Genomic DNA, 25,981 nt, shown 5'->3' with positions numbered 1-25,981 from the left:
TGGAGTAGTCAGCCTCGGCCGAACCTACAGCTCCAGTTCGCGGGCAAGGATCGCCGCCTGGACGCGTGAGGTGAGGTGCAACTTCGACAGAACTCGCGACACGTGCGACTTCACCGTCGGAGCACCGACTCCGAGTTCACGCGACAGTTCGGCGTTGGACATACCCGTCCCCAACAGCGCGAGGACCTCGCGTTCACGGTCGGTGAGCTCGTTCAATCCCAGCGGTTCGGTGGGTTTGGGTGCGCGCTGCACGAACTCGCCGATCAGGACACGCGCCGCGCGCGGAGCGAGCACTGCATCTCCGGCCGCGACGTTGCGGATAGCGCTGGTCAGCTCGTCCGCTGTCGCAGTCTTGAGCAGGAATCCCGAAGCACCGGCGCGCAGGGCCGCGAAGACGTATTCGTCGAGGTCAAAGGTGGTCAACACCAGAACCCGGCTGCGGGTCGTCCCGATGATCTGACGCGTCGCTTCGATGCCGTCGGTGCCTGGCATCCGGACGTCCATGAGTACGACGTCGGGTTGATGCGTGCGGGTGACGGTGATCGCCGACGCTCCGTCACCGGCTTCTGCGACGACATCGATGTCGTCGTGCTGCCGCAGGATCATCGCGAGTCCGGACCGGATCGCGGCGTGGTCGTCGACCAGGGCGACGGTGATCACCGATCCGTTCCGTTCGGCGCGGGGACCGGTATCTGTGCGCATACCGTCCATTCTCCGTCGACCGGAAGTGCGTCGAGTGAACCGCCCAGCAGTTCGGCGCGGTGACGCATGTTTGCAAGTCCGTGCGTTCCCGCCCGAAAACTGGATGTGTCGCGACCGATGGGGTTTCGGATCTCGATCTGTAATGCATTGTGCTGGAGAGAGATCGACATCGAGATCGGTGCACCAGGCGCATGCTTGAGCGCATTGGTCAACGCCTCCTGGGTGATCCGGTACGCCGTGTGATCGACCACGCTCGGCAGGTCGGCAGTATCGATGTCGATCGCAACGTGCACGGCGGCGCCGGCTGCCCGAACTGCGTCCAGGACGACGGGCAACTCGGTCAGCCGCGGGGGAGAGGAACGCGGGTCCGGGGTCTCGTCGTCCCCGGCGTGGAGCAGTTCGATCATCGACCGCATCTCGGAAAGGCCCGCGAGACTGCTCGATCTGATCGCTCCGATCATCTCCCTCAATCCGTCGTCTGGTTGGCCCCGTTCACCGGAGAGAGCTGAGGTGGACAGTGCCGCCTCCGAATGGATTGCGATGGCGGAGAGGTGGCTTGCGATGACGTCGTGCAGATCGCGCGCCATGGTTGCTCGTTCGTGAGCGACTGCGGCCTCGCGGTCCAGAGTGGCGAGTGCTTCGTGGACTCTGGAACGCTCGCGTTCGGCCTCGGTCAGTTCGACTTGTCGACGGATGACCAGTGCCCACCACACCGGTGTACCGAAGAACAGAGCGGTCACCACGCCTGCCCCAGCCGCAGCGCGGACGTCCTGGGTGGACAGGTAGACGAGTGCGGTGAGCGCGGCAACCGTCACCGCGGTCAGAGAACACACCACTCGGCCCAGCCGCGCCGTCCCGTACAGAACTGCGGCGTAGGTGAGATCCGAGAGGACCAGCCACATCGGCAGAGTGGGTCCCAGGGCAGCGTCGACCGCGACGATGACGGCCCCCGCCGCCAAAGCTGTTGCCGGACGCACCCGCCGGAACGAGTCGATCGCACACAGCAGAGCCAGCATCCCGATCCGAACCCCGGCGGGAACGTCGGCGACACCTCCGACATCGGTCCACATTTGGTACAGGCCGACCAGGTAGAGGAGTACCCCGATCGCGAACAGGCCGAAGGCGATGAGCGGATCGTTCCACTTGCCGACACTCCGACTTCTGGTCACCACAGACTTATCAGAGCACATCGGGGCGTCTGACTTGTCATACCAAATGATGAGGTCGGCGTTGTTCCGATGGCTGATGTGCGGATTCGATAGAGAAGACAGGCTCGACGTATGAAAATTCGCTTCGAGTTGATGATCGGCATTCTCTTGGTCGTCGGTGGCGGCTGTCTGTGGCTGTTCGCGCGTGACGCCGAGTTCTTCTGGTTTCGCGGCGGACCACTCGGCGTGATCCTCGCGATCATCGGTGCCTTCGACATCGTGAATGCAGTCCGAACGAGGGAGACAGCGATACCCGAGCGCCGAAACGACTGAGGTGGAACTCGTCCTGATCACCACGCTGGGCGGGCTCGCCCTGCTGGACAGTACGAGCATCGGAACATTGGTCGTCCCGGTCTGGATGTTGTTGATGCCGGGACGACCGCAGGTTCGCAGGCTGCTGACGTATCTGGTGGTCATCACGACGTTCTATTTTGTTGTCGGGGTGGCAGTCTGGACGACGGCACGGGCAGGTATGCCTGTCGTCGCCCCGCTGCTCGAAACCCCCGCCGCCCGCGGTGCGCAGTTGATACTCGGTATCGCGTTGTTCGCGTGGAGCTTTCGATTCGATTCCGAGAAGAGGCGCACATCCGGTCAGGCCGATCGAACTCATGTTTGGCGAGAGCGGGTGCTCGGCTCGGGCAGTTCCACGAGAAGTGTTGTACTTCTGGCAATTGCTGCCGGGACCGCCGAGTTGGTGACGATGCTGCCCTACTTGGCGGCGATCGCGATGATCACCGCTGCTGGGCTGTCCGCAGTCACGTCTGCGTCGATACTTGCCGGATACTGCCTGATCATGGCCACTCCGGCAGTGCTTCTGTTGTGCGGGCGGATCGTGGCCGGCGACCGACTGGACAAGCCGCTGAGCGGGGTGGACTCGTTCATCTCACGCCACGGCGACAGCGCGATGGGTTGGGTGTTCGGCATTGCCGGCTTCTACCTCGCCGGCAATGCCGCTGCCGTGTTGTTCGTGAATTGACGTTGTTCGTGAATCAACCAGCCTGAACCAACGAATTGATCAGCTTCACACCGTCTTCCGGGTGATCGACGGTCACGGCGAACAGTCGTCCGTTCTCGAGAGTGACCACGATGGCCTCACCCGAGCGGAGAGTGACGGCTGTTCCGCGCGGTGTAATTCGGTAACCCCATCCGCCCCATTCGGCCGGACGTATCGCGTCGACCGATGCGGACTTCACCTTGGAGATGGGGATCTTCTTCCATCGAACGCCCCAGGAACTGATGCCGACACCGTGTCGGTCGACGCGCACGGTGACCGACGCGAATGCTGTGACGGCGAGGGTGGACACACCCAGGATCACGGCAACCCACCAATCCGAGTACGCGGCAGTCGCGATCACGAGAACTACGAGGCCGGCGGTAACGATCCACGGCCAGATGCTGCGGACCTGCCCGACCCACACTGCACGTTCGGAGGCCGTGAGTGGAGTGTCGAGCGTCGGGGTCGGCAGTGGCGACTCCGGGCCGCTTCGTTGCTGGTCAGGCAGCGCGTATGCCAGAACTCCTACGAGTACCGCCGCGATCGGCGCAAGAATCCACCAGCCGATGCGCGCGTCCTCCGGCGACCCGGCGTCGATCGTCAGGGCGACGCTCAGAATCCAGATCGTCGCCAGTGTCGCACTCGAGATCGAGGTTACGGCGAGAAACAAGGGCGCGTTGTCGCTCGAACGGGCCGCGACGACACACGCGCAAACGACTGCCACCAGTGAAATCACCAGCGCGATGGCGAAAAACGTCGTCGTGGTGCTGAAGCCGTCCGGGGTCGATCCGGACCAATGGCTCGCGACGGTCTCGGGTAGGCGGTCACCCCACGCGAAGCGTGCGAGAACCAGGATCAGGGTCGGGATCAGAGTCAGCGAAGCTGCTGTCCAGAGTCGGATCTTGCTGGTCGTCATTGTGTGCTGGTCTCCTTGATGAGGTCGAGCATGTGCGCAGTGTCGAGTCCGAGATTTCGGGCCTGCCGTACGAACTCGCGCGCAGATTCGTTGAGAGCTGTTCTTCCCGAGTCGAATTCGGCGCGAATGACGGCGCCACGTCCGCGTCGGAGGTCGATCAGGCCTTCGTCGCGGAGTGTTGCGTACGCACGAAGAACCGTGTGGAGATTGACGTCGATCGACTCGGCGAGAGCGCGAGCGGACGGCAGGCGGTCACCTGGTCCGATCTCACCGCGGATGACCGAGCCACGAACCCCGGCTGCAATCTGCTCCGCGAGTGGAGTTGTGGAGGCGTGATCTATTCGGACCAACATGTTTGCATTCTATGCAAACAATGCGCGGTTTGACTAATTCGTGTCGGGGGATGCAGCGAGTTGTGACGTGGGACGGGTAACATCGGCAGAGCTGAAAGACGCGCATTCGGCGTGCGCAACGCAGCAGGAAAGGGGCTTGAATCGCATGAGCGGCCACTCAAAATGGGCCACCACCAAGCACAAGAAGGCTGTGATCGACGCACGTCGTGGCAAATCCTTCGCGAAGCTGATCAAGAACATCGAGGTGGCGGCACGAACCGGCGGTGGCGATCCCACGGGCAACCCCACCTTGTACGACGCCATCCAGAAGGCGAAGAAGACGTCTGTTCCCAATGACAACATCGAGCGTGCGCGCAAGCGCGGCGCCGGTGAAGAAGCGGGCGGCGCAGACTGGCAGACCATCATGTACGAGGGCTACGGACCCAACGGCGTCGCCGTTCTGATCGAGTGCCTCACCGACAACCGCAACCGCGCAGCCGGTGAAGTTCGCACCGCGATGACCCGTAACGGTGGCAACCTCGCTGACCCGGGTTCCGTCTCCTACCTGTTTGCTCGCAAGGGTGTCGTCACGCTCGAGAAGAACGGCCAGTCGGAGGACGACGTCCTGATGGCTGTGCTCGACGCCGGTGCCGAGGAAGTCACCGATCTCGGTGAAACCTTCGAAATCGTCAGTGAGCCACAGGATCTGGTTGCCGTACGGTCGGCACTTCAGGAAGCCGGCATCGACTACGACTCCGCTGAAGCCGATTTCCGCGCTTCCGTCGAGGTTCCCTTGGATGTCGACGGCGCACGCAAGATCTTCAAGCTCGTCGACGCGCTCGAAGATTCTGACGACGTGCAGAACGTCTACACCAACATCGATCTGTCCGACGAGGTTCTCGCGGCTCTCGAAGACTGATTGCTTTTCAACTCAACCCGGTCCTGACGTCCGCGTCCGGGCCGGGTTGCGTGTTGATGCGGGGTAGTAGTCCCGCGCACCGCTAAGCTATCGAACAGCTGTTCGGTATGGAGAGGTGTGACAAGTGCGCGTGCTCGGAGTGGACCCAGGCTTGACTCGCTGCGGGTTGGGAGTGGTCGACGGGAGCAACGGCAGGAAAGTGCGCCCCATTGCGGTCGACGTGGTGCGGACTCCGGCCGAGATGGACCTCGGTTCTCGGCTTCTGCGGATCTCCGATGCGGCTGAACTGTGGATCGAGCAGTACAAGCCGGAGGTCGTCGCGATCGAGCGCGTGTTCGCGCAACACAACGTCAGTACCGCGATGGGGACGGCGCAAGCAGGCGGAGTTGTCGCGCTCGCTGCCGCCAGACGCGGCATTCCGGTGTGTTTCCACACGCCCAGCGAGGTGAAGGCCGCCGTCACCGGCAGCGGTAACGCCGACAAGGCGCAGGTCACTGCGATGGTGACGCGAATCCTGAATTTGAAGACGGCGCCGAAACCTGCTGACGCTGCCGACGCTCTGGCGCTGGCGATCTGTCACTGCTGGCGAGCACCGATGATCGAGCGGATGGCCCGCGCCGAGGCGATGGCCGCTGAACAAATGCGTAAGTATCAGGCAAAATTGGCCGAGACGAAGAAGGCAGGTTCACGATGATCGCGTCGGTACGCGGCGAGGTACTCGATATTGCGCTCGATCACGCGGTCATCGAAGCGTCAGGTGTCGGCTATCGGGTCAATGCCACCCCGGTGACTCTCGGTGCGCTGCACCGGGGAAGCGAAGCGCGACTGTTCACGACGATGATCGTTCGCGAAGACTCGATGACGCTGTACGGTTTTTCCGATACCGAGTCGAAGGACCTGTTCAGCCTCCTGCAGACGGTTTCCGGAGTCGGACCGCGCCTGGCGATGGCAACTCTTGCAGTTCTCGAACCGGACGCGCTGCGGCGGGCGCTCTCGGAAGGCAACCTGACGGCGTTGACGAGGGTCCCCGGTATCGGAAAACGCGGCGCCGAGCGCATGGTTGTCGAACTGCGCGACAAGGTCGACGCCGTCGCGACGACGGCCGGCGCGGCGTCCGGTGTCGTCGTCGGCAGTTCGATCCGTGATCAGATCGTCGAGGCTCTCGAAGGTCTGGGCTTCCCGATCAAGCAGGCTGAGCAGGCCACGGATTCGGTTCTGGCGGAATCGCCCGAGGCCACCACGTCGGTCGCACTGCGTTCTGCTCTTTCGCTGCTCGGTAAGACTCGATGAACTTCGACCCGATCGACGATTTCGACGACGAGTCGCAGGTCTCTGCCGAATTGGTGGCGGGAGACGGTGATGTCGAAGCGAGTCTGCGCCCCAAGAGTCTCGACGACTTCATCGGGCAACCTCGTGTTCGCGAACAACTGCAGCTCGTGCTCACCGGAGCAAAACTTCGTGGCAGCACGCCTGATCACATCCTGATGTCCGGTCCCCCCGGGCTCGGCAAGACGTCGATGGCGATGATCATCGCGGGGGAGTTGGGCTCTTCTCTGCGGTTGACGTCCGGACCGGCGCTCGAACGCGCCGGAGACCTGGCCGCGATGCTGAGCAACCTCGTCGAGGGCGACGTGTTGTTCATCGACGAGATTCACCGAATCGCTCGTCCGGCCGAGGAGATGTTGTACCTGGCGATGGAAGACTTCCGTGTCGACGTCGTCGTCGGTAAGGGGCCGGGTGCCACGTCGATTCCTCTGGAGGTTGCACCGTTCACGCTGGTCGGTGCGACTACGCGGTCGGGTGCGCTGACCGGTCCGTTACGCGACCGCTTCGGGTTCACCGCTCACATGGATTTCTACGAACCCGAAGAGCTGCAACAGATTCTGATGCGTTCGGCCGGAATTCTGGGCGTCGATCTCGAAGTTGACGCCGGTGCCGAAATCGCACGACGCTCGCGGGGGACACCGCGTATCGCGAACCGATTGCTGCGCCGGGTTCGCGACTTCGCCGAGGTGCGCGCCGACGGAATCGTCACCATGGACGTCGCTCAGGCGGCCTTGGCCGTCTACGACGTGGACCAGTTGGGCTTGGACCGTCTCGACCGTTCGGTACTGAGTGCGTTGGTGCGGTCGTTCGGCGGCGGGCCCGTCGGCGTGTCGACGCTTGCGGTGGCCGTCGGCGAGGAACCGTCGACGGTGGAAGAAGTGTGCGAGCCGTTCCTGGTCCGGGCCGGGATGATCGCCCGGACGCCGCGAGGACGTGTGGCTACCGCCGCTGCCTGGACTCAACTCGGAATGACACCGCCGCCGGATGCCGCAGCGGGCGGTATCGAGGTTCGTGTCAACGAACCGCAGGCCACGTTGTTCGATCCGAACGGCGAGTGAAATTTCGACTGGAAAGGCCTACTTGAACGGCCGATCTGTCAGGAATCCTCAGCAACTAATGGCACACTGGTGTATTGCGTAGGTCCATCCGGGACCATCGCGGCGTAAAACGTGCAACACAACCGAGGTTGATCAACACATGTCGAGTTTGCTTTTCCCCCTCTTGATCCTCGCACTGCTGGTGCCCATGTTCCTGGGCATGCGCAAGCAGAAGAAGGCCTTGGCCGCGACTTCCGAGATGCAGGACTCGCTGCAGGTCGGCGATCGGGTGCAGACCACGGCCGGGCTCTACGCCACGATCGCTTCCCTGGACGACGACACCGTGGACCTCGAGATCGCGGACGGTGTCATCACCACCTGGTCGCGTCTGGTCATCCGTGAGCGCGTCGTCGAGACGGCCGAGACCGACGAGTACGACGACGACTCGATTTCCGAGATCGAAGAGTCTGCTGCCGACACCGAAATCCGGCTCACCAAGGAGTCCTGACTTCGTCGAACTGGTACGTGTTCTAGAGTTGTGAACTCGGACACACGTCCAGATCGGTTTGTCCGCTCTTACACCAGCAGCTCAGTTCACCCCGTTGATCAATCGTTGCAGTTCGAACGCCGCAGCTCGGGTGGTCGTCGACCACCCGAGCCGTGCACTTACTGAAGCTCTGCACCTACCGAGGAGACTTAAAGATCGTGGCACCTTCCACCGGAACGGTGCATCCGGTCCGCTACCTGGCCCTTTTCGGGGTGCTGGTAGTGGCACTGTATGCCCTGGTGTTCTTCACTGGAGACAAGTCGGCCACGCCGAAGCTCGGCATCGACCTGCAGGGTGGAACGCGCGTCACGTTGACCGCTCGTACCCCGGACGGCAGCGCTCCCAGTCAGGACAGTCTCAAGCAGGCTCAGGAAATCATCGAGACCCGCGTCAACGGTCTCGGCGTTTCCGGTTCCGAGGTCGTTGTCGACGGTGACAACCTCGTCATCACCGTTCCCGGCGACGACAGTGCGCAGGCTCGCTCGCTCGGCCAGACCGCTCGTCTGTACATCCGCCCGGTGACGGGTTCGATCGACGTCGCCACCCGTGACGCGAATCGGACAGCTACGCCTGAGGCGCCGGCGGCCGAAACTCCGGCCACTGATGCACCGGCCCCCGAAGCACCCGCTGACGGGACGCAGACGCCGCAGAACCGTCCGTTCCTGGCTCAGGACCCGACTACTCCCGAGGCAACGCCCGCGCCGCAGACAACGACTCCGGCCCCCACCGGGGACGCGCCGAGCGACGGCACCGACGAAGGCGACGCAGCAGCAGCGGAAATCGCCGCAGCGCGCGCCCTCCGACAGAGCAGCGATCCGACAGTGCAGCAGCAAGCAGTGGCGAACCTCGACTGCTCCGTCGCGGATCCGCTCCGTGGAAACGACGACCCGACCCTGCCGCTGGTCGCGTGCTCGCAAGACGGACTGAACATCTATCTCCTCGGTCCTTCGATCATCGACGGCCAGGAGATTGCCGACGCGTCTTCGGTCTTCAACTCGCAGCAGTCGCGCCACGAGATCAGCCTCTCGTTCAAGACGACCGGCAGCAACACCTGGGCCGAGTTCACCTCAGCCAACATCGGCAAGCAGGCAGCGTTCACGCTCGACTCGAAGGTCGTCAGCGCTCCCACGATTCAAGGTGCAACGCCTGCGGGTAGCGCCACCTCGATCACGGGCAGTTTCACTGCCGAGAGTGCCAAAGAACTTGCCAACACACTGAAGTACGGTTCGCTTCCGCTCTCGTTCGCAGCCTCTGAGGCCGAGACGGTCTCGGCCACGCTCGGCCTGGCCTCACTGCAGGCGGCATTGATCGCCGGCGCGGTCGGTCTCGTTCTCGTTCTGCTGTACTGCCTCGTCTACTACCGCATGCTCGGCGTCCTGACGGCGTTGTCGCTGATTCTCTCCGGAGTCATGGTCTACGCGATCATGGTTCTGCTCGGCAGATACATCGGCTTCACGCTCGACTTGGCCGGCATGGCTGGTCTGATCATCGGTATCGGTATGACCGCCGACTCGTTCGTCGTGTTCTTCGAACGCATCAAGGACGAAATGCGTGAGGGCCGTAGCTTCCGCTCGGCGGTGCCACGCGGTTGGGCAAGAGCACGCCGAACAATTCTTTCCGGCAACGCGGTGAGCTTCATCGCCGCTGCAGTTCTGTACGTGCTGGCGGTCGGACAGGTGCGAGGCTTCGCCTTCACCTTGGGTCTGACGACCATTCTCGACGTGATTGTCGTGTTCCTCGTGACGTGGCCACTGGTCAGCATGGCGTCCCGTTCGGCGTTCTGGTCCAAGCCCAGCGTCAACGGTCTCGGCGCAGTGCAAGAGGTTGCCCGCGAACGTAAGGTTGCCGCCGCTGCGTCGGCTAAGGAGACACGAGCATGAGCGAGTCCAACAACTCCCCGGTGGGGTCCACCAACAGTTCCGCCGATGCGGCGGCCCGGTCGGAGATCACTGACTCAGGCGTCGATCAGGGCGCGATGCCCAAGCACAGCTGGCTCTCGCGGTTGTACACCGGAACGGGTGCGTTCGAGGTCGTCGGCAAGCGTCGCTTCTACTACGGACTGACCGGCGCTCTGGTCGCCATTGCGCTGCTGAGCATCATTCTGCGCGGCTTCACCTTCGGTATCGATTTCGAAGGCGGATCACGCATTCAGTTCCCGGCCGAGGGCGGAGTCGAGACGTCGGCGGTGGAAACCGTCTACTCCGACACACTCGGGTTCGAACCGGTCAGCGTGCAGACAGTCGGCTCGGGTGCCAGCGCAACCGTGCAGATCCGGTCGGAGACGTTGAACGCGACGCAGATCAACGATCTTCAGTCGGCTCTCTTCGACGAGTTCCAGCCCAAGGACAAGAACGGGAACCCGTCGGCGCAAGCCATCAGTTTTGCGGACGTGAGTGAAACCTGGGGTGGCCAGATCACCAAGAAGGCGCTGATCGCGCTGATTGTGTTCCTGGTGATCGTGAGTATCTACATCGCCATCCGCTTCGAGCGGGACATGGCGGTAGCTGCGATCGTTGCGTTGTTCTTCGACATCATCGTCACTGCCGGCGTCTACTCGCTCGTCGGTTTCGAGGTGACGCCCGCGACGGTGATCGGTTTGCTCACCATTCTCGGCTTCTCGCTGTACGACACCGTGGTGGTGTTCGACAAGGTCGAAGAGAACACCCGCGGTGTTCTGCATCTGACGCGCCGGACGTACGGCGAGCAGGCCAACCTCGCGGTGAATCAGACCTTGATGCGATCGATCAACACGACCGTCATCAGCGTGCTCCCGGTGATCGCTCTGATGGTTGTCGCGGTCTGGATGCTCGGCGTCGGCACACTCAAGGACCTTGCGCTCGTTCAGCTCGTCGGCATCATCGTGGGTGCGTACTCCTCGATCTTCTTCGCGACGCCGCTCCTGGTGTCGATGAAGGAACGCTGGGGACCCGTTGCCGCGCACACTCGTAAGGTGCTCTCGCGCCGGGCTACGCTGGCCGAGAAGGGTACGCAGACGGTTGCCGTCGGCGCACCAGTTGCACGCCGTGCGCCGGTTGCTCCGCAGCCGGGTGCGCGGCCGACCGGAAAGCGAAACAAGAAGGGGCACTGAACATGCTCCCAAGAACACGCACACTGGTTCGATCGATGACGTTCGTTGCGGCCACCGCTGTGGTTGCGGGTTCGTTGGCGGCCTGCTCGGAAAGCGCCGAGCAGGTTCCGTCCATCGGATATGCCATCGACAACTCCATCTCCACTTACAACGCCAACACGACAGCTGGATCGGTGTCCGGGGCGATGGCCGCGTTCGGCCGGGTGCTTCCCGGCTTCACGTTCACCGGCCCGGCCGGAGCACCTGTCTCCGACACCGACATCGGAACGGCGTCGGAGTTGCCCGGTGACGTGCTCACGGTCTCGTACAAGCTCAATCCGGCGTCCGTGTACTCCGACGGGATTCCGATGTCCTGTGACGATCTCGTCCTCACCTGGGCGGCGTCGAGTGGCAAGTTCACCGAAGACGTCGATGGTGCCGTGAAGCCCATGTTCGACACGGCGAACAATCTCGGATACGCGGACATCGACCGGATCGACTGCCAGAGCGGGGCGAAGGACGCGACGGTGTTCTTCAAACCCGGGCGATCGTTCACCGATTGGCGGTCGTTGTTCGGTGCGACTGCGTTGATGCCTTCACACGTCGTGACGCAGCGCACGGGTGTCAGCGACGTGGTGAGCGCGGTGAATGCCGGTGACACCGAAGCGTTGTCGAAGATCGCGGACTTCTGGAACACCGGGTGGAACCTGACTCCAGGTCAGGTGGACACCTCCGTACTGCCCTCCGCTGGTCCGTATCGAATCGACTCGTACAGTACCGACGACGGCCTGGTGCTGGTCGCGAACGAGCGGTGGTGGGGCAACAAGCCGGCGACTGATCGCATCGTCGTCTGGCCACGTGGTGTGAATCTGACCGAGGATCTCGACAAGAACTCGATCGAGGTAGTCGACGTCGCTTCCGGCTCGGCTGGCGAACTCGGTACTCCGTCCGGGTTCGACGTCCAACAGATTCCGTCGCGGTCGATCGAGCAGTTCGTTCTCGCGACCTCTGGTTCGCTGGGGGACGAAGCCGCCCGTCGAGCGTTCGCGCATTGTGTTCCGCGTACGACTCTGTTCGAGAATTTCGGGCAGACGGAGGATGCGCCGCAGGCGGGTTTGGGTTCCGGCGTGGTCGATTCGCGACTGATGGCGCCGGATTCACTCGTTTACAGCGACGCCGCTGCGGTCGACGGTGATCGGTACGCCAATGCCGACATCGAGGCTGCGAAGACGTCGTTGTCGGAAGCCGACCTCGACCAGTTGACCGTCCGGGTCGGGTACCTCGCACCGGACCCGGTGCGGGCGCAGATCGTCTCCGAAGCGAAAGCCGCGTGTGCTCCGGCGGGAATCACGGTCGAGGACGCAAGTAGCGACAGCTTCGATCCCGCGAGTCTGCAGAGTGGGGGAGTCGACGCCGTGCTCTCCGGCATGGCAGGCAAAGTCGGCGCAGGCGGAACAGCGAGCATGATCGATGCGCGCGGAGCGCTGCGATCGGGCAACGGCGCAAACCTCGGTACGTACGGAAATGCCAGGATCGATCAGATCATCGATCAGTTGAACGTGGATGCGAGCACGAGTGCGCAATTGGGACTCTCGGTGGAGGCGGAGAACATCCTGTGGACCCAGGTGCCTACGATTCCACTGTTCAATCAACTACGAACTGTCGCTGTAGCTCCAGGCATGTCGGCAGTGTTGGTCAATCCGACTCGGGCCGCTACCGGCTGGAACATGGACAGATGGGTACTACGCAGATGAGCGTCTCGAATGGTGTTGCCTTGCACACGACTGAAGAATTGATCGCAATCCACCGGGCTGCCGGGGACGCCGTTGTTCGGCTGACCCGCTGGGCGGACAACTTTCCCGGTCCCGGTGTTCGGTTCGCCGATCTGACTCCGGTGTTCGCCGACGCCGAGGGGTTCGGGGCCGTGCTCGATGCCCTTGTCGCCTGTGCTCCGGACGCCGACACGATCGCCGCCGTCGATGCTCGCGGTTTCCTGCTCGGTGCCGGTGCGGCCGCGAAGATGGGTGCGGGAGTCGTTGCCGTGCGGAAGGTCGGCAAACTGCCGCCGCCGGTGCTCTCTCGTTCGTACAGCCTCGAGTACGGATCCTCGACTCTCGAGATTCCCGCAAACGGCTTCGATCTCACCGGGCGGAATGTTCTGGTGATCGACGACGTTCTGGCTACCGGAGGGACACTCGAGGCGGCTGTACAGTTGGTCGAGTTGGGTGGAGCGAACGTCGTCGGCGTCGCAGTGGTGCTCGAGATCGAGGAACTGCGCGGTCGAGATCGCTTCTTGAAGTACCCACTGACATCACTGGTGAAGGTCTGAGTATTAAAGTTGTCTCCTGGGGGTCGAGTTAGACCTCCAGGGCAATTACCCGATGCAGGGCGGTTGCCTCAACCAACTCGGTGGTAGGAGGTGGCGACATGACGTCGAATCTTGATCGATCACAGAACTCGGGTGCAGTGTCGCAGGAGACGGGTGCAGTTCCGGCTCCGGAGACGACACCATCGAAGTCCGCGGTGCCCGACGATTCGGGATCTGCGCAAACTACCGGCAATCGGGGTGGGCAGAATCTGGCCGTGCCCGCTTCCGCCTCCCGTAGGGTGCGCGCTCGGCTTGCTCGGCGCATCACCGGTCAGCGCAACGCCACCATCCGCCCGGTGCTCGAGCCGTTGGTCAGCCTCCACCGTGAGCTGTATCCGAAGGCCGACCTCGCGCTGCTCCAGCGTGCGTACGACGTCGCCGAGGACAGACATTCGAGCCAGCGTCGCAAGTCCGGCGATCCGTACATCACGCATCCGTTGGCCGTCGCAAGCATTCTGGCCGAGTTGGGTATGGACACCACCACCCTCGTCGCAGCCCTGCTGCACGACACCGTCGAGGACACCGGGTACTCACTCGAAGAGTTGACCAAGGACTTCGGTGACGAGGTCGCTCACCTCGTCGACGGCGTCACCAAACTCGACAAGGTCGTTCTGGGCACCGCCGCCGAGGGCGAAACCATCCGCAAGATGATCATCGCGATGGCGCGGGACCCGCGCGTGCTCGTGATCAAGGTCGCGGATCGTCTGCACAACATGCGCACGATGCGATTCCTGCCGCCAGAAAAGCAGGCACGTAAGGCGCGAGAGACTCTCGAAGTCATTGCGCCACTTGCACATCGACTTGGAATGGCGACCGTCAAGTGGGAACTCGAGGACCTCTCATTCGCCATCTTGCACCCGAAGAAGTATGACGAGATCGTTCGACTGGTCGCCGATCGCGCGCCTTCTCGTGACACCTATCTGGCCAAGGTTCGCGCCGAGATCAACTCGACCCTGTCCGCCTCGCGGATCAACGCCATCGTCGAAGGCAGGCCCAAGCATTACTGGTCGATCTATCAGAAGATGATCGTCAAGGGCCGCGATTTCGACGACATCCACGATCTGGTCGGCGTCCGCATCCTGTGTGAAGAAGTGCGTGACTGTTACGCCGCGGTCGGCGTTGTCCACTCACTGTGGCAGCCGATGGCCGGACGCTTCAAGGACTACATCGCACAGCCGCGCTACGGCGTCTACCAGTCGCTGCACACCACCGTCGTGGGACCGGAAGGCAAGCCCCTGGAGGTCCAGATCCGGACCCAGGACATGCACCGGACCGCGGAGTTCGGTATCGCCGCGCACTGGCGGTACAAGGAGACCAAGGGCAAGCACGCGGGCGACATCGCCGAGGTCGACGACATGGCGTGGATGCGTCAGCTACTCGACTGGCAACGTGAAGCGGCCGATCCGGGGGAGTTCCTCGAATCGTTGCGTTACGACCTCGCGGTCAAGGAGATCTTCGTCTTCACGCCGAAGGGCGACGTCATCACGTTGCCTGCCGGATCGACCCCCGTCGATTTCGCGTATGCGGTGCACACCGAGGTCGGGCACCGATGCATCGGTGCCAGGGTCAACGGCCGACTGGTCGCTCTGGAACGAACTCTCGAAAACGGCGAAGTGGTGGAGGTCTTCACGTCGAAGGCTGCCACCGCCGGGCCGAGCCGTGATTGGCAGACGTTTGTCGTCTCGCCGCGTGCCAAGGCGAAGATCCGTCAGTGGTTCGCGAAGGAACGCCGCGAGGAGGCGCTCGAGTCCGGCAAGGATCAGATCGCGAAGGAAGTCCGCCGCGTGGGACTTCCGTTGCAGCGGTTGATGAATGCCGAATCGATGAGCACGATCGCGCACGAACTTCGCTATCCCGACGTCTCGGCGTTGTACACGGCCGTAGGCGAGAGCCAGGTGTCGGCGCACCACGTCGTGCAGCGACTGGTTGCTCATCTGGGCGGCGTTGGCGCCGTCGAGGAGGAACTGGCCGAGCGTTCGACGCCGTCGACCATGCCGGTGCGCACCCGCAGTACGGGTGACTCCGGAATTCTGGTTCCCGGAGCGCCGGGCACGGTGGCAAAACTCGCGAAGTGTTGCACGCCGGTACCGGGCGATTCGATTCTGGGCTTCGTCACGCGTGGCGGCGCGGTCAGCGTGCACCGTACCGACTGCACCAACGCCAACTCGCTCCACGATCAGTCGGAGCGAATCATCGACGTCGAATGGGCACCGTCAGCGACATCGGTGTTCCTGGTCGCGATCCAGATCGAGGCGCTCGATCGTCATCGGTTGCTTTCCGACGTCACCAAGGCGTTGGCAGACGAGAAGGTGAACATCCTGTCGGCCTCGGTCACCACGTCCGGCGACCGGGTGGCGATCAGCAAGTTCACCTTCGAGATGGGCGACCCGAAGCACTTGGGTCATGTTCTCAACGTGGTTCGTAACGTGGAAGGCGTCTACGACGTCTACCGCGTGACCTCTGCCTCGTAAACTGCTGTGCGCCTTTATTAACCGCGGGCGGTTAATAAAGGCGCACAGGGGGTCAGGCGACTACTGCAGTCTCGATGGTGATCGGGGTGTTGGGTGCACCGCCGCCGGTTGCTCCCATGCCACCGTCGTCGCCGTCGGCCGCGATCTTCTCGATCGTCGCCAGGCCGGCGTCGTCGATCTTTCCGAAGACCGTGTAGTTGGGCGGCAAGACCGAATCCTCGTAGACGAGGAAGAACTGACTGCCGTTGCTGCCCGGTTTACCCGAGTTGGCCATTGCCAGCGTGCCGCGGGGGTAGACGGCAGGCAAGGAGAGTGCCGGATCGTTAGCCGGGTAGGCAGTGGTCGGGTACTCGTTGTCGAAGCCGTAGCCCGGTCCGCCCGTGCCCTTGCCCGAGGGATCGCCGCACTGCAGGATCTGTAGACCGGGTGTGGTGACGAGTCGATGGCACGGGGTGTCGTCGAAGTACTTCTGCTCGGTCAAGCTCACGATGCTGTTGACCGTGCAGGGGGCTTCCGCCCGGTTCAGTTCCATCCCGATCGGGCCGGCCGTAGTCGTGAGCGCGACGTTGACGGTTCCCTCGGTGGACACACCCGTGGAGTTCGGCGGATTGACGGTTTTTGCTGCACCCGCCGCGCTCGGGTACGAGCAGTCGACGGTCGCCGAGGCCGGAGTCGGGACAGGCGGGAGTGCGTCGAACTGTGACATGTCGAGCGGCGGCATGGCAGCCGTTGTCGTCTTCGCCTTGGAGGTGCTGGACGGCGAGTCCGAGCTACCGGAATCACTGGAACAACCAGCCAGAAGCAGCGCCGCGGCGCTTGCGGCGGCAATAACTACAGGAAAGCGCATCACAGGATTACGTCGCATCAGTCGAGCCTTACTGTCTTGATGTCGGTGGTCAGATTCGGCTTGCCGTCACCCTCTGGCGTCGATCCGCCGGCCGCGACCTTGTCCAAAGTGGCGAGCCCGGTTTCGTCGATCGTGCCGAAAACCGTGTACTGCGGGGGGAGTTGTGAGTCGCCGTAGACGAGGAAGAACTGGCTGCCGTTGCTACCGGGTGCCCCGGTGTTGGCCATCGCAACCGTGCCGCGCGCGTAGGTGACGGGCTCCTGCGCTGCCGGGTCGGTGGTGGAATACGCCGTGGTGGGGAATTCGTTGTCGAAGCCGTAGCCCGGTCCGCCGGTGCCGGTGCCCGACGGGTCACCGCACTGCAGCACCTGGAGCGAGGGGCTCGTCGTCATGCGGTGGCAGGTGGTGTCGTTGAAGTAGTCCTGCTGCGCCAAGCTCACGAAGCTGTTGACCGTGCACGGAGACTTCGTTCCGTCGAGTGTGAGCCCGATGTTTCCCTGCGAGGTCTCGACGCTGATGCTCGGCGTCGCGTCCGGCGCGGTGGTGGGAATCCCGTCGGTACGAGGAGGGTTGTTGGCCTTGGACGCGGTAGCGCCGTCGGCTGGATACGAGCAGGAGACCGTGTCGGCCAGTGGCGTCGACAGACCGGCCGGCATTGCACCCGCGGTCTGTGGCGTGAGGCTCGAGTCGTCGGCAGCAGTGTTGGTGGTGTTCGCGTCGTCGTCACTGCGATTGCTCAGCCAGATGAGTCCACCGACGACGCCGACTACGACGACCACGCCGAGCGCAGTTCCGGCTATCGTCATCTGCTTGCGCTTGCGGGCACGTTCTGCGCGACGTTCGAGCTGACGCTCGAGCTTGCGTTTCGCCGCCTCGCGGCGTTGCTCGTTACTCGGCACTGCTGTAGTCCTCCGTATCGCGGGTGGATCGTGGTCGGCCGGCCGAGCAACACCCTGGGGGTCGGCTTCGGCAAGCGGCTCTACTCGTCGTCAGAGTCTCCCATTGCAACCTGAGAACTTACTGGCGGGGCAGCAGCTTAGGCTGTAACCGACAGCGTGTTGTTCGTTTCCACCCTTCGAAGAGGAGTTGCCCCCGTGCTCGTCACTGGTTTTCCGGCCGGGATGTTCCAAACCAACTGCTACATACTCGCTCAGGACGACGCGTGCGAGTGCGTAGTCGTAGATCCGGGTCAGGATGCAGCTGAGCCGCTCTTCGAATATCTGGACTCCAAGGACATGTCGGTCACGGCGGTCCTCCTGACGCACGGTCATCTCGATCACGTGTGGTCGGCCCGCGAGGTCTGTGAGCGGTATTCCGTACCCGCGTACATCCATCCCGAGGATCGCTACATGCTCAGCGATCCGGCACGGGGGATCGGCCCGACGATGAAGGAATTCATTCAAGGCATGACGTTCGTGGAGCCGGACGAGGTGATCGAACTGGCCGACGGAGACAAGATCACCGAGGCCGGAATGACGTTCGTCGTGGACCACACACCCGGGCACACGCAGGGATCGGTGGTGTTCCGCACCCAGGCGCACACCGAGAGCGGGCCCGTGGATTTGGCGTTCACCGGTGACACCCTGTTCCAGGGTTCCATCGGGCGCAGCGACCTGCCCGGCGGAAATCACGAGCAGTTGCTCGCTTCGATCGCCCGCAAGCTATTGGTACTCGGTGACGAGACAGTGGTCCTGCCCGGGCACGGCGGCAACAGTTCGATCGGCGCCGAGCGAAGCTCGAATCCGTTTCTCGTTGGACTCAGCGCACAAGAATAAGGAAAAGTACCTCTCGTGAGTAAAGCCAGCACCTTCTCTGCACCCAAGGGCATTCCGGACTACGTTCCGCCGCAGTCAGCCGAATTCGTCGCCGTTCGTGACGGTTTGACGCGCGCCGCGAGGTTGGCCGGATACGGCCACATCGAATTGCCGATCTTCGAGGACACCGGCCTGTTCGCTCGCGGTGTCGGTGAGTCGACCGACGTCGTCAGCAAAGAGATGTACACATTCGCCGACCGCGGTGACCGTTCGGTGACGTTGCGTCCCGAGGGAACCGCCGGAGTCATGCGTGCGGTCATCGAGCACAGCCTCGATCGTGGACAGTTGCCGGTCAAGGTCAGCTACGCGGGCCCGTTCTTCCGCTACGAGCGCCCGCAGGCCGGTCGCTACCGCCAGTTGCAGCAGGTTGGCGTCGAAGCCATCGGGATCGACGACCCCGCGCTCGACGCTGAGGTCATCGCGATCGCCGACGCCGGATTCCGGTCGTTGGGGCTCGACGGCTTCCGCCTCGAAATCACCTCTCTCGGTGACGACACCTGCCGGCCGCAGTATCGCGAACTGCTGCAGGAGTTTCTCTTTGCACTCCCACTCGACGAAGACACGCGTCGACGCGCCGAGATCAACCCGCTCCGCGTGCTCGACGACAAGCGCCCGGATGTGCGCGAGATGACGGCCGGCGCACCGCTCATGCTGGATCACCTGTCCGAGAGCTGCAAGGCGCACTTCGGCGAGGTGCTAGCGCACCTGGACGCATTGGGCGTTCCGTACGTCGTCAACCCGCGCATGGTCCGCGGCCTCGACTACTACACCAAGACAACCTTCGAATTCGTGCACGACGGACTGGGTGCGCAGTCCGGAATCGGTGGTGGTGGTCGTTACGACGGTCTGATGGAACAGCTGGGTGGACAGCCGCTCTCGGGCATCGGGTTCGGAATCGGCGTCGACCGCACGGTTCTCGCGCTCGAGGCCGAGGGCAAGTCCGTTGCGCCACCGGCGCGTGTCGACGTCTTCTGTGTACCGATGGGTGCCGAGGCGAAGGCCGCACTGGTGAAGATCGCACATCAGTTGCGTGCCAATGGGATTCGCGTCGACCTGGCGTACGGAAACCGTGGCGTGAAGGGCTCGATGAAGGCAGCTGATCGTTCGGGTGCCGCGATCGCTTTGGTTCTCGGCGAGCGTGAACTCGAAGAGGGCGTTGTCGTTGTCAAACAGTTGGCAACAGGTGAGCAGGAGGCAGTGGCGCTCGACCAGGTTGTCGACAAGCTCGGGGAACTCGTTGAGCACTGAGGCCGAACCGGTTTCGCTCGATCTGGTTCCCGTGGCGTTGATCGCGCCGCGGCTGAAGAAATTCGCCGTTGTTGTCGTGGTGTTCGGTGTGGTCGTCGGGTTGATCGTCAGTGTGTTCTCGACGGCGACCGTTGGAGTGATCTTCGGTGCCGTCATCGCGGTGCCGACGTCACTTGCGATCCTGATGACGCTGCGCCGGCACATCACGTTGTACGGCAACAGAGTTCGTGCGCAAGCTGGTTTTCGAACCAACGTCGTCGACGTGGCCGAGGTACTCACGGCGGCATTGACGGTGCGATCCGGCCGGATCAGCGAAGTCAGCTTGACGCTCGGCGACGGACGGTCCACCGTGCGGATCCCGCTCGCGTTGTATACCGCGGGGGGTGGGCGCGAGTTGGAGATCCTTGCACTCCGCAAGCTCGCCGACGCGCTGGCGGCCAGCGAGTTGGTACCGGCTGCCGCGTTGTCCTCGGTGCTGATCGAACAGTTGCGTGCCGAAGCCCGCGGCGCCGGACTCGCCGAGCGTCCGCTCTACCGCGCCGTCGAACTCGTGACGGCGGAGGGACGAGTGCCGAGAACCACACTGACAGACCACGAAGTGGCCGGTTTACTCGACTAGCGTGGAAACCGTTCTTACAGCGTTGTAGAACGGACAGTCGTGAAAACGGCAGGTGAGGAGTCGGCAATGAGTATTGCGCCCGTAACCGTCACGGTAACCGGAGCGTCGGGTCAGATCGCATACGGAATGCTTTTCCGCATAGCTGCGGGGGAGATGCTCGGCGCTGACGTCCCGATCAAACTTCGACTGCTCGAGATTCCTGCCGCCGTGTCCGCTGCCGAAGGCGTTGCGATGGAACTCGAAGACGGCGCATTTCCGTTGCTGAGCTCCATCGACATCACTGACGATCCCGATGTCGCCTTCTCCGGCGCGAACGTCGGGATGCTGGTCGGCGCACGTCCGCGGAGCAAGGGGATGGAGCGTGCCGACTTGCTGAGTGCGAACGGCGCGATTTTCACAGCGCATGGGAAGGCGATCAATAACAACGCAGCCTCGGACGTCAAGGTACTGGTCGTGGGAAACCCGGCCAACACCAACGCGCTCATCGCGATGAACAATGCACCGGATGTGCCCGATGCTCGGTTCAGTGCGCTGACACGTCTCGACCACAACCGAGCGATCGCGCAGGTGGTGAAGAAGACCGGGGTTCGTGCGTCGTCGGTGCGCAAGGTGTCCGTCTGGGGAAACCATTCGGCGACGCAGTACCCGGACCTGTCCCACGCGACTGTCGCAGGTGAGCCTGCACTCGCGGTGATCGACGACCGCGACTGGGTGGAGAACGATTTCATCCCGACTGTGCAGGTGCGAGGCACCGCCATCATCGCTGCGCGGGGATCGTCCTCTGCGGCGAGTGCGGCCAGCGCGTCGATCGACCACGTCCGCGACTGGGTGATCGGTACCGCCGAGGACGACTGGGTATCCATGGCCGTCTGTTCGGACGGTTCCTACGGAGTGCCCGAAGGATTGATCTCTTCCTTCCCGGTGACCTGTGCCGATGGCGAGTTCGCTATCGTTCCCGACCTCGCGATCGACGACTTCTCACGCGAACGGATCGACCTGTCCGTCAGCGAACTGGAGCAGGAGCGTGCGGCGGTGCGGGAGTTGGGCTTCGTCTGAGGTTTGTCTTGATCAGAGATCTCGGAACAGGTACTGATCGGGATCGTCAGCCCCGAGCACGGGCGGCGACACCATCGGCAGATCGTCGACCATCGAATTCTCGTCGCCGGCAGTGACGAGATACCTCGGGGTAGTGCGTGACGACTCGTCGTCCCGAGATCCGCGGGGTCCACCGCCCAGCATGCCGCCCGGCGACATGCCGCTACTGCCGACTGTCGACGATGGTGCACCCAGGCCGGGCGTTGCTACCGGAACCGGTTGAACTGCAGCAACTCCCGCTGCACCCCTCACCATTCCGCCGGTAGTGCCACCGCTTCCGCTCACCCATGCTCCGCCAGAGCTCGCCGTCGCACTGGGTGACGGCGACGCGCCGGCTGCGAGTGACGTCGACGGATTGCCTGCGCCCCACAGCTTGTCGACGCCGGTCGGAAGCCCGGCGCCGGCCTGTGCAGCCGAGGTTCGAACAGCCCCGGTGCCTGGCTGAGTGGAGTCCGGGTGGGTGGAGTACGGCGCATCACCGGCATCGGTTGAGGCAGAAAGAGGTTGGGCGATCTGACGGGCGGCGTTGTTGATTGCCTCCGCAGTGACCAGGTTGGAGAGTGCCTCACTGGTCGGTGGGGTCGGCACGGGGATCGGTCCGGCAAGGGCGTTCATGGCTGCGGTGTGCCCGAGCATCTCCCCACGCGTCCGAGTCACCGCCGCGACGGCTGCCTGCATGTGTTCAGCTGCCGAGGCAAGCAACATCGCCTGTCCGGGTGGTGTCCACGCGATGGGCGCGGCAGCTGCAACCGTGGTGGCGAAGGACTGCGCGATTGCCGCGAGATTCGCGTTGCCTCGCTGCACCGATTCCGCGGCGGCGGCAGCAGTTTTCGATATCGCGGTTCCGCGTTCGCTCAATTCTGCGCCGCTGTTCTGGGCGGATCGCGACAGTTCGGTCGCGGCGTCACTGCCGGTGCTGTTCCAGGTCTGGCCTACCTCGGCGACCGCGCTTCGGGAAAGTCCCATGGCGTGGTCGATGAGAGTGGACGCCTGATCGAAGATGCCGACGGGATCGATGCCCGCAAAAGTGCCTGTGCCGAGACTCTTCCCGAGTTCGATCAAGGGCGCGAACAGATCTTCGATTCCGAGGAGTGCCGGTACCGGTATGCCGGCGAGCATCGATTCGACCACATTGTTCGGCAGTACCGGGGCAGGAGCGCCACCGTGAAGGAATTCGATGACGGTCGTCGAGTCGTCTTCGGTGCTCACGCGGTCGCGCCCGTCGATCCGGCCGCAGCGGTCAGATCTGTTGCGATTGCATGATCTGTGGTGTCGTAGGCCTGCGCGGCTGCACCGGCCGTCGCGGCGTTGCCGGCGTAGAACATGGCGAGTGCTGCAACATCTTTGGTGTGTGTGGCCTGAGCGCGCGCGAATGCTTCGAGAAATTCGATCCCGACGGGGCCCACGGCCGGTGCGACTGCTGCGATGTTTGCACCCAGATCGACGGCGGCGGCCTGCGCGATGCGTCCTGCCGCTTCGGTCGACGTCGAGCCGTACTTTCGGATGCCGTCAGTGGCGACAGTCAATTCGCTCATCATTACCCCCCAGTTGGTAAGCGTCGTGAGAACTTTAGCGGACCACTGTGGGCCCTTACAGGGAGACGACGCGACCTACTCAGCGGTTCCGGACAACCTGGACGAAGTGGCAGAGATTACATTCGGCTCCGGTGTTGGTATTGCGAGTGCGATCGATTTGGCACACTCGAACCATGCGAACCGCTTCGGACGTCATCCTCCGACTCACGTCCGATCCAACTCGCTGTGGACTGGTGATGGATTTCGACGGCGTGCTTGCACCCATCGTCGACGATCCGTCGGCGAGTGCACTACTGCCCGGCGCCGAAGACGTGCTTGCGACCCTGGCCGAGCACCTCGGTGTTGTCGGCTTGCTCTCGGGACGGCCTGTGTCGTTCTTGCGAGAGCGGCTCAGCTTGAATTCCGTTGTGCTCATGGGTTCCTACGGTGTCGAGACCTGGACGGACAACGGAATCGAGGTGCTTCCGCCCGTCGCGGCGTTCAGTGATGCCGTCGCTGAAGCAGAAGCCGACCTGCGCCGCTTGTTCGACTCTCCGGCAGTTCCTGGCATCCATGTCGAGAGCAAAGGCCTTGCGGTGGCCGTGCATTGGCGTCGGGCTGCAGATCGAGCGGCCGCGCAGCGTCTGGTGGAAGCAGCGACAACTGAAATCGCGAGCCGGACCGGGTTGCGGCGTGAGCCCGGCAAGTTGGTCGAGGAATTGCGCCCACCCGTTGAGGAGGACAAGGGGACAGGCCTCCTTCGCGCGATCGCGGCCGCAGGGGTCGACGTCGTCGCGTACGCGGGCGACGACCGGGGTGACCTACCGGCCTTTGCCGCTGTCCTTGCCTCGGGTGGAGAAGCGTTGGTGGTCAAGGGCGACGACATCGCACCGGAAGTGGCTGCTGTCGACGGCGTCCAGTTCGACGGCCCGCAGGCATTCCTCGATTGGATGAAAGAGCTTGCCGCGCAACTGGAACGCTGACATGTGAGGTCAGTCTGCCAAGAACTCGACCAGGTCTTATTTCGAGGTGCCGCGTCCGCGGGGCAGAGTGACGCGAACCCGCGCGTGCCCTGTTCCCTGGCGTGATCGACAAGCGCTGCGGGTTCTGTCAACGCGAAACTGGCCGCACCGGAAGGGCTCCGGTGCGGCCAGTTTCGGTCTTGGTCGGTTTGCGACTCGGTCAGGCGTCGCGCTTGTTGACGACGGCGATGCTGATTCCGAATATCACCAGCACAAACGCTGCGAAGTAGAACAAGCTTCCCCAAGGGCCCCAATGGAAATTGGTGCTCGAACCCGAAGAGAGGAAGTGGTCGGCGTTGGCGAACGGGAGGAACGGTGTGACGTTTCTGCCGAAGGATCCGAACATGCCGAACAGGCTCTCGATGAGCAGTGGCCACAGCAGCAGTAGTGCAATGGCGCCGGCGGACTGACGAAGGAGTGCTCCGACGGCGATGGCAAGGGCAACGCAGAGGAACGCGAAGATCGGTACGCCGTAAACGGCGCGCCAGGCGTCGGCGTTTTCCAGTGCCAGATTGGTGGAACCTTCAGAGCCTGCCGCAGCTTTGGTGATGAATACCGCGCCGAGCATGAGAACGAAGGACAGCACCGCGCCGAAAGCCCCGATCAGGCCGGCTTTGGCGATCAGAACCGAAGCCCGACTCGGGATGGCCTGGAAGGTGGTACGGATGATGCCGAAGCGGTACTCGCTGGTGATCGCGAGCGCCGCCATGATCATCAGGACCATGACGCCGAATCCGGATACTCCTAGCCCCGCGTCGTTGAACGTGGGGAGGAATTTCTCGAAATCAGGAGTTCCTGATGCGGCTTCGTCGTTGTACGCCTGAATGCTCGAACTCGACGAACGCCCGATCATCCAGGCGACGCCCAACCCTAGGACGATGATTGTGATCGTGCACCACAGCGGCGACTTGGTCGTGGTGATCTTGATACGTTCAGCACTGAGAACAGCCATTACAGTGCACCTCCCATAGCGTGCTGTGTGTTTGCGTGGTGGGCTCCGGCGCCCGGATCGATACCGGATGCGTGGTACTGGACATCGTCCCCGGTCAACTTCATGAACGCATCCTCGAGCGACCCCTGCACAGAAGCCAACTCGTGCAACACGATTCCCTGCGAACCAGCTAAACCACCGATCACATCGGTGGTCGAATCCACCACCACCAACACCGGCTCCGATCCTGAATGTTCCTCGCGGACAGTCAGTCCCTGGGCAGTCAATGCGGCATGGAGAGCGTCCAATTGTGGGCTGCGCACGCGCACCGTCGACTCCGACGAACGATCCACGAACTCCGCGACCGTCGAATCCGAAATCAACCGACCCCGACCGATCACCACCAACTGCTCCGCCGTGAGCGCCATCTCCGAAAGGAGGTGACTCGACACGAGCACCGTGCGGCCCTCGGCCGCCAACCGCTGCATGAACTTACGAATCCAGACGATGCCCTCCGGATCGAGACCGTTGACCGGCTCGTCGAACAACAACACCTTCGGATCCCCCAACAACGCACCCGCCAACCCCAGACGCTGCGACATACCGAGCGAGAACCCGCCGGCCTTCTTGCCCGCCACCTCGGACAATCCGACCAACCCGAGCACCTCGTCGACGCGGGACTTCGGGATCCCGTTCGAAGCAGCCATCCACTGCAGATGCGCACGCGCACTGCGATTGGGGTGCACCCACTTCGCATCCAACAACGCACCCACCGTCCGCAACGGCGTCTTGAGCTCCCGGTACGGCTTGCCCTCGATCAACGCCGCACCCGACGTCGGCTGATCCAAACCCAGGATCATCCGCATCGTCGTCGACTTACCGGCACCGTTCGGGCCCAGGAAGCCCGTCACGATGCCCGGCTTGACCGTGAACGACAAATCGTCCACCGCTTTCGTCGGTCCGTAAACCTTGGTCAATCCCCTCAGTTCAATCATGAGGAGAAC

The 25,981-nt window shown here is 63.1% G+C and carries 27 protein-coding genes; 17 read left to right on the top strand and 10 right to left on the bottom strand.

The window, feature by feature from the left end; genetic code table 11:
• Positions 1-24 precede the first annotated feature (24 nt).
• Positions 25-702, bottom strand: coding sequence for a response regulator transcription factor (locus ABH939_RS16720; RefSeq protein ID WP_165638352.1), 678 nt, complete (start codon positions 700-702; stop codon positions 25-27).
• Complete coding sequence (locus ABH939_RS16715; RefSeq protein WP_230359835.1) at positions 657-1,871, bottom strand: sensor histidine kinase; 1,215 nt, start codon at positions 1,869-1,871, stop codon at positions 657-659. The genes ABH939_RS16720 and ABH939_RS16715 overlap by 46 nt, the downstream gene beginning before the upstream one ends.
• Positions 1,872-1,982: 111 nt before the next feature.
• Here ABH939_RS16715 and ABH939_RS16710 point away from each other — a divergent pair, with 111 nt between their 5' ends.
• Both ABH939_RS16710 and ABH939_RS16705 read left to right on the top strand, forming a co-directional pair.
• Positions 1,983-2,183: a hypothetical protein gene (locus ABH939_RS16710; protein WP_003943331.1), complete on the top strand. Its 201-nt coding sequence runs from the start codon at positions 1,983-1,985 to the stop codon at positions 2,181-2,183.
• A gap of 1 nt (position 2,184) precedes the next feature.
• Positions 2,185-2,886 carry a GAP family protein gene (locus ABH939_RS16705; protein ID WP_404649843.1) on the top strand — a complete coding sequence of 234 codons (702 nt, stop codon included), beginning with the start codon at positions 2,185-2,187 and terminating at the stop codon, positions 2,884-2,886.
• Between the two features lie 13 nt (positions 2,887-2,899).
• On the opposite strand, the gene ABH939_RS16700 is transcribed toward ABH939_RS16705, so the two are convergent.
• On the bottom strand, positions 2,900-3,820 hold the full coding sequence (locus ABH939_RS16700; RefSeq protein ID WP_404649841.1) for a hypothetical protein: 921 nt from the start codon (positions 3,818-3,820) through the stop codon (positions 2,900-2,902).
• Positions 3,817-4,173 (bottom strand): GntR family transcriptional regulator, encoded by a 357-nt coding sequence (locus ABH939_RS16695; protein WP_003943322.1) that lies wholly within the window; start codon positions 4,171-4,173, stop codon positions 3,817-3,819. Before ABH939_RS16695 ends, ABH939_RS16700 begins: the two co-directional genes overlap by 4 nt.
• A 145-nt stretch (positions 4,174-4,318) precedes the next feature.
• On the opposite strand from ABH939_RS16695, the gene ABH939_RS16690 reads away from it, so the two are divergent.
• The 10 genes from ABH939_RS16690 to ABH939_RS16645 all read left to right on the top strand — a co-directional run bounded on the left by ABH939_RS16690 (position 4,319) and on the right by ABH939_RS16645 (position 15,887).
• Complete coding sequence (locus ABH939_RS16690; RefSeq protein WP_007732951.1) at positions 4,319-5,071, top strand: YebC/PmpR family DNA-binding transcriptional regulator; 753 nt, start codon at positions 4,319-4,321, stop codon at positions 5,069-5,071.
• Positions 5,072-5,195: 124 nt separating this feature from the next.
• Positions 5,196-5,765 carry a crossover junction endodeoxyribonuclease RuvC gene (gene ruvC, locus ABH939_RS16685; RefSeq protein ID WP_003943325.1) on the top strand — a complete coding sequence of 190 codons (570 nt, stop codon included), beginning with the start codon at positions 5,196-5,198 and terminating at the stop codon, positions 5,763-5,765.
• Positions 5,762-6,361, top strand: coding sequence for a Holliday junction branch migration protein RuvA (gene ruvA, locus ABH939_RS16680; protein ID WP_007732953.1), 600 nt, complete (start codon positions 5,762-5,764; stop codon positions 6,359-6,361). Before ruvC ends, ruvA begins: the two co-directional genes overlap by 4 nt.
• Positions 6,358-7,455: a Holliday junction branch migration DNA helicase RuvB gene (gene ruvB, locus ABH939_RS16675; RefSeq protein ID WP_003943304.1), complete on the top strand. Its 1,098-nt coding sequence runs from the start codon at positions 6,358-6,360 to the stop codon at positions 7,453-7,455. The genes ruvA and ruvB overlap by 4 nt, the downstream gene beginning before the upstream one ends.
• A gap of 139 nt (positions 7,456-7,594) precedes the next feature.
• Positions 7,595-7,942 carry a preprotein translocase subunit YajC gene (yajC, locus tag ABH939_RS16670; RefSeq protein WP_200314974.1) on the top strand — a complete coding sequence of 116 codons (348 nt, stop codon included), beginning with the start codon at positions 7,595-7,597 and terminating at the stop codon, positions 7,940-7,942.
• Positions 7,943-8,139: 197 nt separating this feature from the next.
• A complete protein-coding gene (gene secD, locus ABH939_RS16665) occupies positions 8,140-9,861 on the top strand; it encodes a protein translocase subunit SecD (RefSeq protein WP_007732956.1) in 1,722 nt (573 codons plus the stop codon).
• Positions 9,858-11,069, top strand: coding sequence for a protein translocase subunit SecF (gene secF / locus ABH939_RS16660; RefSeq protein ID WP_404649839.1), 1,212 nt, complete (start codon positions 9,858-9,860; stop codon positions 11,067-11,069). Before secD ends, secF begins: the two co-directional genes overlap by 4 nt.
• Before the next feature lie 2 nt (positions 11,070-11,071).
• On the top strand, positions 11,072-12,802 hold the full coding sequence (locus tag ABH939_RS16655) for an ABC transporter substrate-binding protein (RefSeq protein WP_404649838.1): 1,731 nt from the start codon (positions 11,072-11,074) through the stop codon (positions 12,800-12,802).
• A complete protein-coding gene (locus ABH939_RS16650) occupies positions 12,799-13,377 on the top strand; it encodes an adenine phosphoribosyltransferase (RefSeq protein WP_007732962.1) in 579 nt (192 codons plus the stop codon). Before ABH939_RS16655 ends, ABH939_RS16650 begins: the two co-directional genes overlap by 4 nt.
• A gap of 98 nt (positions 13,378-13,475) precedes the next feature.
• The gene (locus ABH939_RS16645) at positions 13,476-15,887 is read left to right on the top strand and encodes a bifunctional (p)ppGpp synthetase/guanosine-3',5'-bis(diphosphate) 3'-pyrophosphohydrolase (protein ID WP_003943344.1); all 2,412 of its coding nucleotides are present in this window, start codon (positions 13,476-13,478) and stop codon (positions 15,885-15,887) included.
• A 52-nt stretch (positions 15,888-15,939) separates the two neighbouring features.
• On the opposite strand, the gene ABH939_RS16640 is transcribed toward ABH939_RS16645, so the two are convergent.
• Together ABH939_RS16640 and ABH939_RS16635 are read right to left on the bottom strand one after the other, a co-directional pair.
• Entirely contained in the window at positions 15,940-16,752 is an 813-nt protein-coding gene (locus ABH939_RS16640; RefSeq protein WP_370333875.1) for a peptidylprolyl isomerase, read from the bottom strand.
• Positions 16,752-17,633, bottom strand: a complete 882-nt coding sequence (locus ABH939_RS16635; protein ID WP_003943303.1) for a peptidylprolyl isomerase — start codon at positions 17,631-17,633, stop codon at positions 16,752-16,754. The genes ABH939_RS16640 and ABH939_RS16635 overlap by 1 nt, the downstream gene beginning before the upstream one ends.
• 195 nt (positions 17,634-17,828) lie before the next feature.
• Here ABH939_RS16635 and ABH939_RS16630 point away from each other — a divergent pair, with 195 nt between their 5' ends.
• The 4 genes from ABH939_RS16630 to ABH939_RS16615 all read left to right on the top strand — a co-directional run bounded on the left by ABH939_RS16630 (position 17,829) and on the right by ABH939_RS16615 (position 21,471).
• The gene (locus tag ABH939_RS16630) at positions 17,829-18,509 is read left to right on the top strand and encodes an MBL fold metallo-hydrolase (protein WP_311094821.1); all 681 of its coding nucleotides are present in this window, start codon (positions 17,829-17,831) and stop codon (positions 18,507-18,509) included.
• A 15-nt stretch (positions 18,510-18,524) separates the two neighbouring features.
• Entirely contained in the window at positions 18,525-19,796 is a 1,272-nt protein-coding gene (gene hisS, locus ABH939_RS16625; protein ID WP_404649836.1) for a histidine--tRNA ligase, read from the top strand.
• The gene (locus tag ABH939_RS16620) at positions 19,786-20,415 is read left to right on the top strand and encodes a hypothetical protein (RefSeq protein WP_404649835.1); all 630 of its coding nucleotides are present in this window, start codon (positions 19,786-19,788) and stop codon (positions 20,413-20,415) included. Before hisS ends, ABH939_RS16620 begins: the two co-directional genes overlap by 11 nt.
• Positions 20,416-20,481: 66 nt before the next feature.
• Positions 20,482-21,471, top strand: coding sequence for a malate dehydrogenase (locus ABH939_RS16615; RefSeq protein WP_003943334.1), 990 nt, complete (start codon positions 20,482-20,484; stop codon positions 21,469-21,471).
• A gap of 12 nt (positions 21,472-21,483) precedes the next feature.
• Here ABH939_RS16615 and ABH939_RS16610 read toward each other — a convergent pair whose 3' ends face one another.
• Together ABH939_RS16610 and ABH939_RS16605 are read right to left on the bottom strand one after the other, a co-directional pair.
• Positions 21,484-22,719 (bottom strand): hypothetical protein, encoded by a 1,236-nt coding sequence (locus tag ABH939_RS16610; protein WP_404649834.1) that lies wholly within the window; start codon positions 22,717-22,719, stop codon positions 21,484-21,486.
• Positions 22,716-23,045 (bottom strand): type VII secretion target, encoded by a 330-nt coding sequence (locus ABH939_RS16605; RefSeq protein WP_287483038.1) that lies wholly within the window; start codon positions 23,043-23,045, stop codon positions 22,716-22,718. Before ABH939_RS16605 ends, ABH939_RS16610 begins: the two co-directional genes overlap by 4 nt.
• 173 nt (positions 23,046-23,218) lie before the next feature.
• Here ABH939_RS16605 and otsB point away from each other — a divergent pair, with 173 nt between their 5' ends.
• Complete coding sequence (gene otsB / locus ABH939_RS16600; RefSeq protein ID WP_404649833.1) at positions 23,219-24,007, top strand: trehalose-phosphatase; 789 nt, start codon at positions 23,219-23,221, stop codon at positions 24,005-24,007.
• Positions 24,008-24,206: 199 nt separating this feature from the next.
• Here otsB and ABH939_RS16595 read toward each other — a convergent pair whose 3' ends face one another.
• Positions 24,207-24,998, bottom strand: a complete 792-nt coding sequence (locus tag ABH939_RS16595; protein WP_404649832.1) for an ABC transporter permease — start codon at positions 24,996-24,998, stop codon at positions 24,207-24,209.
• Positions 24,998-25,972, bottom strand: coding sequence for an ABC transporter ATP-binding protein (locus ABH939_RS16590; RefSeq protein ID WP_042919882.1), 975 nt, complete (start codon positions 25,970-25,972; stop codon positions 24,998-25,000). Before ABH939_RS16590 ends, ABH939_RS16595 begins: the two co-directional genes overlap by 1 nt.
• Positions 25,973-25,981 lie beyond the last annotated feature (9 nt).

The sequence above is a fragment of the Rhodococcus sp. 27YEA6 genome, assembly GCF_044908235.1.
Lineage (GTDB): Bacteria > Actinomycetota > Actinomycetes > Mycobacteriales > Mycobacteriaceae > Rhodococcus_F > Rhodococcus_F qingshengii.
The sequence above is the reverse complement of the archived record's forward strand: the minus strand, read 5'-3'. Positions and strand labels throughout refer to the sequence as shown.